The sequence below is a fragment of the Pseudomonas sp. Sample_16 genome (genome assembly GCF_004307665.1).
Taxonomy (GTDB): Bacteria; Pseudomonadota; Gammaproteobacteria; order Pseudomonadales; family Pseudomonadaceae; genus Aquipseudomonas.
The window spans coordinates 26,018-32,435 of the sequence record NZ_RCOB01000141.1 but is presented as its reverse complement, the minus strand read 5'-3'; the positions used below and the strand labels follow the sequence as shown (position 1 = coordinate 32,435).

Genomic DNA, 6,418 nt, shown 5'->3' with positions numbered 1-6,418 from the left:
TTTTTAGCGAAAAACATCTCGCGAAAGCTTGACCGTGAACAGAGTATCTACAGGGAAGGGTGTACATCAGACATGAAAAAGCCCGGGACCATTGCTGGCACCGGGCTTTCTTACATCTTGCGAACGCTTATTCGCCGAGTACCTGACCCACGGTCGGGTCCTTGAACAGACGGGTCAACGCATCGCTCAACACATCGCTGACCAGCTTGGTGTTGGTTTCCTGGTTCGGCGCCATGCCGAAACGCTGGTCCAGGGACGCACCGTAGCGACCGCTGTAGCGACGGTTGGCGTTCTGCACATCGGAGCGGAAAGTCGCGCCAATAGTGGCCTCGGTCACATACATGCCCTCTTTAGGCGACTGATACTTCAATTCAGCCAGGGTCACGGTGATTTGCGGCGCGTTCGGCGCGTTGGTGCTCGGGGTGAACCCCAGCAGCCGCACGGCCGCTTCGGCCTGGGCTTGCAGTTTCGGCAGGATCTGCGCGCCCTGCACGGTAATCGCGCTGGTTTCCGGATACAGACCGCCGCGAGTACCCAGGGTCGGCGACGGACGACCGTCGACTACACGCACCACCACCGGCTGTCCGTGGCCGACCGGCGCCAGTTGGGCCGTCAACTTGGGTTCCGGGTTCAGTTGTTGCGGGCTGTGGGCGCAGCCGACCAGCGTCAAGCTGGTCACAGTGATCAAACCGAACAACAGGCGTTGCAACATGCTCTTCTCTCCAGAATCAGGCACAAACAGGCCGGCAGTATAGCGGTGGGCCACTGCGGCTAACTAGGGTCATGCAACGATTACTGAAATCTCTGACAAACCCGAGAGATCACGGTTCCTGTCACAGATTTTTCACCCAGCCTTCACTTGCACGTCACGAGTGGCTGCGAACGTAATGGTCAATCACCCAAGAGGTCTCTCGCCATGCGTTTTCTCGTTTCGCTGTTCGAAGCACGTCCGCATCACCGCAGCTTTGCGCTGCTCGACCGCAACGGCCATTGCCAGGCATTCAAACAATGCAGCCTGCAGCCCATGGGCGATGGCTGGGTCGAAATCGAAGAAATCCGCCTCAACTGGCTGCACAAGCCCTTGCCTGCCAGCGCCCGCGTGATTGCACGCCAGCCACGCTCGCGGGCACAGCAACTGTTGACCACCTGACCGAACGCCTAATAAAAGTCATTAAACACGACCAATTCCCTACGTTTCTTCGCTACAATCTCCCCCCGATTATAAGGACGTCTCCTGATCGGGCCTCGCAGCATCGTCAATGCTTCGGTTTTGGCACCCCGCACCGCCCACAGAGAGCCGCCCACACAGATCGAGTGAAGCTGGCGCGCTTGCTGTTCATCAAGCAAAACCTCCACTTTTCGCGAATCTGCAGAGCTGTCATGACGCTCGGTCACTGAGCTGTTTGCCCGTTTTGCCTGCCATGAACTCCCTGGCGGCAAAGCATTCGGGCACGGTGCCAGGCAGAGGCAGCCCTTTTTTGAGGTTCACGTCTTCAAAAGAGCGTGAAAAAAACGGGTTTTCACAACTTCACAAGAGTGTGGCGAGCAAATGAATAGTTTTGCGTCTGAACATGCACCATTAGCGTCTAGAACAGCCCAACGACACAGGACCGAGTACGCCTCGAACACCGGAGCCTGAAGCCTGTCCGCTACGGATTTGGTTGCACAAACGGATGTCTCGACCATAAGTCGAATTGCCAGCCGCCCGTTGAAATGAGTTCATAGGACTCTGATTAGACCCGGCCGGTAGCGTCCGTCGAAGTTGCAAAAAATTGCGAAGATTCGGACATGGCGATCCTGCCATGAGTTCGAGGGGCATTACTGACTCGCCCCGGAACGCCTGGCAGCCATGCCGTCAATTTGGTGCTGCAGATTTTGGAGACGCGTTAAATGGCGCATAACGAAGCAGTCGACGTAGTACTGGTTGGGGCCGGCATCATGAGTGCCACCCTGGCAGTTCTGCTCAAAGAGCTCGACCCCGCGATCAAGCTGGAAGTCGTCGAGCTGATGGATTCCGGTGCCGCGGAGAGTTCCAACCCGTGGAACAACGCCGGTACCGGTCATGCCGGCCTGTGCGAGTTGAACTACACGCCACAGGCTGCCGATGGCTCCGTCGACATCAAGAAAGCCGTGCACATCAACACCCAGTTCGAGGTGTCGAAGCAGTTCTGGTCGTACCTGACCAAAAAAGGCACGTTCGGCTCGTGCAAATCGTTTATCAGCCCGGTGCCACACCTGAGTTTCGTCCAGGGCGACAGCGGCGTGTCCTTCCTCAAGGAACGCTTCAAGGTGCTGAGCAAGCACCACGCCTTCGCCGACATGGAATACACCGAAGACAAGGCGACAATGGCAGAGTGGATGCCATTGATGATGCCTGGGCGCGACCCCGGCGAAACCCTTGCCGCCACCCGCGTGATCAATGGCACCGACGTCAACTTCGGCGCATTGACCAACCAGTTGCTCAAGCACCTGACCAGCGCACCCGATGCCCAGGTCAAATACTGCAAGCGCGTGACCGGCCTCAAGCGCAACAACGGTGGCTGGACCGTCAGCATCAAGGACGTCAACAGCGGCAACACCCGTGAAGTCGACGCCAAATTCGTCTTCCTCGGCGCTGGTGGCGCGGCACTGCCCCTGCTGCAAGCCTCGGGTATCGAAGAGAGCAAAGGCTTTGGCGGCTTCCCGATCAGCGGCCAGTGGCTGCGTTGCGACAACCCGGAAGTGGTCAAGCACCACCAGGCCAAGGTCTACAGCCAGGCTGCCGTGGGTTCGCCACCGATGTCGGTGCCGCACCTGGACACCCGCGTCGTCGACGGCAAGAAGTCCCTGCTGTTCGGACCTTATGCCGGTTTCACCACCAAGTTCCTCAAGCACGGCTCCTTCATGGACCTGCCGATGTCGGTTCGCGCCGGCAACATCGGCCCGATGCTGGCCGTGGCGAAAAACAACATGGACCTGACCAAGTATCTGGTCAGCGAAGTGATGCAGTCCATGGAACAGCGCCTGGAGTCCCTGCGTCGCTTCTACCCTGAAGCGAAAGCCGAAGACTGGCGCCTGGAAGTGGCCGGCCAACGGGTGCAGATCATCAAGAAAGACCCGAAAAAAGGCGGCATCCTGCAGTTCGGTACCGAACTGGTCGCGGCGAAGGACGGCTCCCTCGCCGCCCTGCTCGGCGCTTCGCCAGGTGCTTCGGTAACGGTTTCGATCATGCTGGAACTGATCGAAAAATGCTTCCCGAACCAGGCCAAAGGCGAATGGGCTGCCAAACTGGCGGAAATTTTCCCGGCCCGTGAAAAAGTCCTGGAAGCCGACGCTGCGCTGTATCGCAAGATCAACACGCAGAACAACGTTGCCCTGGAACTGGTTGAAGCCAGCAGCGAGACCGAAAGCTACGCTTGATTCGGCCCCATGAAAAACGCCCCGTCCTCTTTGAGAACGGGGCGTTTTTTTATGTGCGGTCAAACCTTCTTTGTGGCGAGGGAGCTTGCTCCCGCTGGGCTGCGAAGCGGCCCCAGAATCTTGTGAGCGCTTCGCACTGGTGCGCAAGCCCGGTCAAGCGGGAGAAAGCTCCCTCGCCACAGGGAAAAATTGATCAGCCGCGAGCCTTGTCGATCAGTTCAATGTACTCGGCCGCATTACGCTGATCCTTGATCAAGGCAATGAAGTCATTGCCGTGCTCGTCTTTGCCGTTGACGTCAAAACCGGCCTCGACGAAGAACGTCAGGAAGCGCTCGAAGTCATCAATGCGCAGGCCACGGTAGGCCTTGACCAGTTTGTGCAGGGACGGAGAAGTCGCGTCGACCGGTTCGAAATCGAGGAACAATTTGATCTGCTCATCGCCGATCTCGTCACCAATCACTTGTTTCTTATCTTTACGCATTGCCGACTCCAGCTCGCAGACATTTCACAGGGCAGGCAGTTTACCCCTGCGCGGGCGCCGGGCTCAACGCGGACGAACGGCGCCAGTGTGCAGATCGGCCCAAATGTGGCCACTGGCATAGCTCAAGAACTGGCAATACACCGTGTCATTGCGCAACAGATCGATCACCACCCGGTACTGCGCCAGCGGGTAATAGAGGGTCAGGGTCTTGGTTTTGTCGTCGTAAACCGGTTTCTTCAGGCTTTTGCTTTCGCCGTCGAAATTGACCAGCACCTGACTGATGGTTGCTCCCTTGTTCAGGGATTTGCCCTTGAGGCGAACCAGCAGCGGCGAGGTCACCGGGATCGGCTGCTGATTGGACTGGCGCTGACTGCCGACCACCACCGAATATTCGGTGACTTGCAACAACTGCTGCTGCTCGGGCTCTGCGTCACGCAGAGTCAGGTCATCCGGTGGCAGGAACTGCCCGTGCATCGGTGCCGGGGCAGCGGCCAGGGGCAGACTGAGGGTCAGCAACAGAGCGGCGCAGCTGCGAAACAAAAGGCTCATGACAAGGCTCCGGAGGGCGGGGCCGAGCACTCTATCATGGCTTTAAAAGCAAAGATCGCAGCCTTCGGCAGCGACTACAGGGTGTACATCAGGCCCTTATGGGAGCTGCCGAAGGCTGCGATGCTTTGATCTGGCTTGGATCAATCGAACTGCGCGCGCATCCAGGCGTGATACTCGGCAACACCAGGCTCGCCTTCGCGCGGCGCCCAGCCGGCAAGTTCACCTTCACCGACCGGGCGGTAAGGCCCTGCCTTGCATTCGAACATCAGGCTATCGTCTTCAAGCACCACCAGGCCGTGGAATACGCCTGTCGGCAGATCCACGCCAACACAGTCGCCACCGGCCTGAAGCACGGTCTTGCTGAGCACCGTACCGTTCTCGTCAAAGATCAACACACCCAGGCGTCCTTTGAGGACAAGCAGGGTTTCAGCCTTGTTGTCACCCAGATGCCGGTGAGGCGGAATGTAGGTGGACGGCTGCAGCGCCACCGCCATGCGATGGCAAGCGTCTTCCATCTGATGGAAGTTGTAATGCTGGCGTCCACGAGGATTGGCCGCGGCTTTCCCGGCCAGTTCCGCGAACAACGTCTGATCGAGAAAGCGAGGCGTATCCATGTCTTACATTCCTTTAACGGCAAAAATCCCGTTGGCGTTGCGCCAGTAGCCTTTGTAGTCCATGCCGTAGCCGAAGATGTAACGGTCGATGCACGGCAGACCGACGAAATCGGCTTTCAGGTCCGGGCGAGCCTTGCGGTCGTGATCCTTGTCGATCAGCACGGCGGTGTGCACTTTGCGGGCACCGGCGTGTTTGCAGAAGTCGATGATCGCACCCAGGGTGTGACCTTCGTCGAGAATGTCGTCGATGATCAAAACGTCACGGTCGATGAACGACACTTCCGGCTTGGCCTTCCAGAACAGCTCGCCGCCGCTGGTTTCGTTGCGATAACGGGTGGCGTGCAGGTAGGACGCCTCCAGCGGGAATTGTAGATGGGTCAGCAGTTTGCCGGCAAAAATCAGCCCGCCGTTCATCACGCAGAACACCACCGGGTTGCTGTCCGCCAGTTCTTCATTGATGTGTGCACCCACGCGGGCGATGGCCGCCTCGACTTCAGCTTCGGTGTACAGGCAGTCAGCCTCTCGCATGATTTGACGGATATGCTCGAGATCAGCGGACATGGCGCTCTCCAGGGGATTGAGGGGGGTGGCGGTTCAGGAAAAGCGGGCAAAGGTACGCATCAAGCGAGGCCAGATCAAGCGTTTGTGGACTAACGTACTCTATGTCTATAGGACAACACCCTCGGATAGATTAATCTAGGCCGGTTTTTTTGCCCGCCGCCGGAGCCTTTCCCATGCCCATCCTCGAGATCCGCCACCCGCTGATCCGTCATAAACTTGGCCTGATGCGCCGCGCAGACATCAGCACCAAGAATTTCCGTGAGCTCGCTCAGGAAGTCGGTGCCCTGCTGACCTATGAAGCCACCAAAGACCTGCCGCTCGAAACCTACGATATCGAAGGTTGGTGCGGCACGGTGTCGGTCGAGAAAATCGCCGGCAAGAAAATTACTGTAGTACCGATTCTGCGTGCCGGTATCGGCATGCTCGAAGGTGTGTTGAGCCTGATCCCGGGCGCCAAAGTCAGCGCCGTGGGTGTGGCCCGCAATGAGGAAACCCTCGAAGCCCACACCTACCTGGAAAAACTGGTACCGGAAATCGACGAACGCCTGGCCATGATCATCGACCCGATGCTCGCCACCGGCGGCTCGATGGTCGCGACCATCGACTTGCTGAAAAAGGCCGGTTGCAGGGACATCCGCGCCATGGTGCTGGTTGCCGCGCCCGAAGGCATTGCGGTGGTCGAGAAAGCTCACCCGGACGTGACCATCTACACCGCGTCCATTGATCAAAAACTCAACGAACACGGTTACATCATCCCGGGCCTGGGCGATGCTGGCGACAAGATCTTCGGCACCAAGCAGAAGGACGCGTGAGC

The 6,418-nt window shown here is 58.4% G+C and carries 8 protein-coding genes; 3 read left to right on the top strand and 5 right to left on the bottom strand.

Annotated features, from left to right (window positions below; all coding sequences use genetic code 11):
* Window positions 1-127 precede the first annotated feature (127 nt).
* On the bottom strand, window positions 128-712 hold the full coding sequence (locus tag D8U69_RS18905) for a YajG family lipoprotein (protein ID WP_056853251.1): 585 nt from the start codon (window positions 710-712) through the stop codon (window positions 128-130).
* 204 nt (window positions 713-916) lie between these two features.
* On the opposite strand from D8U69_RS18905, the gene D8U69_RS18900 reads away from it, so the two are divergent.
* A complete protein-coding gene (locus D8U69_RS18900; protein ID WP_056853252.1) occupies window positions 917-1,150 on the top strand; it encodes a hypothetical protein in 234 nt (77 codons plus the stop codon).
* A 740-nt stretch (window positions 1,151-1,890) separates the two neighbouring features.
* Entirely contained in the window at window positions 1,891-3,399 is a 1,509-nt protein-coding gene (mqo, locus tag D8U69_RS18895; RefSeq protein WP_056853253.1) for a malate dehydrogenase (quinone), read from the top strand.
* 193 nt (window positions 3,400-3,592) lie between these two features.
* On the opposite strand, the gene D8U69_RS18890 is transcribed toward mqo, so the two are convergent.
* The 4 genes from D8U69_RS18890 to D8U69_RS18875 form a co-directional block, all read right to left on the bottom strand.
* Window positions 3,593-3,880: a PA4642 family protein gene (locus D8U69_RS18890; protein WP_056853254.1), complete on the bottom strand. Its 288-nt coding sequence runs from the start codon at window positions 3,878-3,880 to the stop codon at window positions 3,593-3,595.
* Between the two features lie 63 nt (window positions 3,881-3,943).
* The gene (locus D8U69_RS18885; RefSeq protein ID WP_130907891.1) at window positions 3,944-4,429 is read right to left on the bottom strand and encodes a hypothetical protein; all 486 of its coding nucleotides are present in this window, start codon (window positions 4,427-4,429) and stop codon (window positions 3,944-3,946) included.
* 140 nt (window positions 4,430-4,569) lie between these two features.
* Entirely contained in the window at window positions 4,570-5,043 is a 474-nt protein-coding gene (locus D8U69_RS18880) for a WbuC family cupin fold metalloprotein (protein ID WP_130903577.1), read from the bottom strand.
* Between the two features lie 3 nt (window positions 5,044-5,046).
* Window positions 5,047-5,604 (bottom strand): hypoxanthine-guanine phosphoribosyltransferase, encoded by a 558-nt coding sequence (locus D8U69_RS18875; RefSeq protein WP_056853257.1) that lies wholly within the window; start codon window positions 5,602-5,604, stop codon window positions 5,047-5,049.
* A 173-nt stretch (window positions 5,605-5,777) separates the two neighbouring features.
* Here D8U69_RS18875 and upp point away from each other — a divergent pair, with 173 nt between their 5' ends.
* Window positions 5,778-6,416, top strand: a complete 639-nt coding sequence (gene upp / locus D8U69_RS18870) for a uracil phosphoribosyltransferase (protein ID WP_056853258.1) — start codon at window positions 5,778-5,780, stop codon at window positions 6,414-6,416.
* Window positions 6,417-6,418: the final 2 nt, after the last annotated feature.

Excerpts from the sequence above, each read along its gene's own strand:
- D8U69_RS18905 (WP_056853251.1), bottom strand. The coding sequence starts at position 712 with ATGTTGCAACGCCTGTTGTTCGGTTTGATCACTGTGACCAGCTTGACG.
- D8U69_RS18900 (WP_056853252.1), top strand. The coding sequence starts at position 917 with ATGCGTTTTCTCGTTTCGCTGTTCGAAGCACGTCCGCATCACCGCAGC.
- mqo (WP_056853253.1), top strand. The coding sequence starts at position 1,891 with ATGGCGCATAACGAAGCAGTCGACGTAGTACTGGTTGGGGCCGGCATC.
- D8U69_RS18890 (WP_056853254.1), bottom strand. The coding sequence starts at position 3,880 with ATGCGTAAAGATAAGAAACAAGTGATTGGTGACGAGATCGGCGATGAG.
- D8U69_RS18885 (WP_130907891.1), bottom strand. The coding sequence starts at position 4,429 with ATGAGCCTTTTGTTTCGCAGCTGCGCCGCTCTGTTGCTGACCCTCAGT.
- D8U69_RS18880 (WP_130903577.1), bottom strand. The coding sequence starts at position 5,043 with ATGGATACGCCTCGCTTTCTCGATCAGACGTTGTTCGCGGAACTGGCC.
- D8U69_RS18875 (WP_056853257.1), bottom strand. The coding sequence starts at position 5,604 with ATGTCCGCTGATCTCGAGCATATCCGTCAAATCATGCGAGAGGCTGAC.
- upp (WP_056853258.1), top strand. The coding sequence starts at position 5,778 with ATGCCCATCCTCGAGATCCGCCACCCGCTGATCCGTCATAAACTTGGC.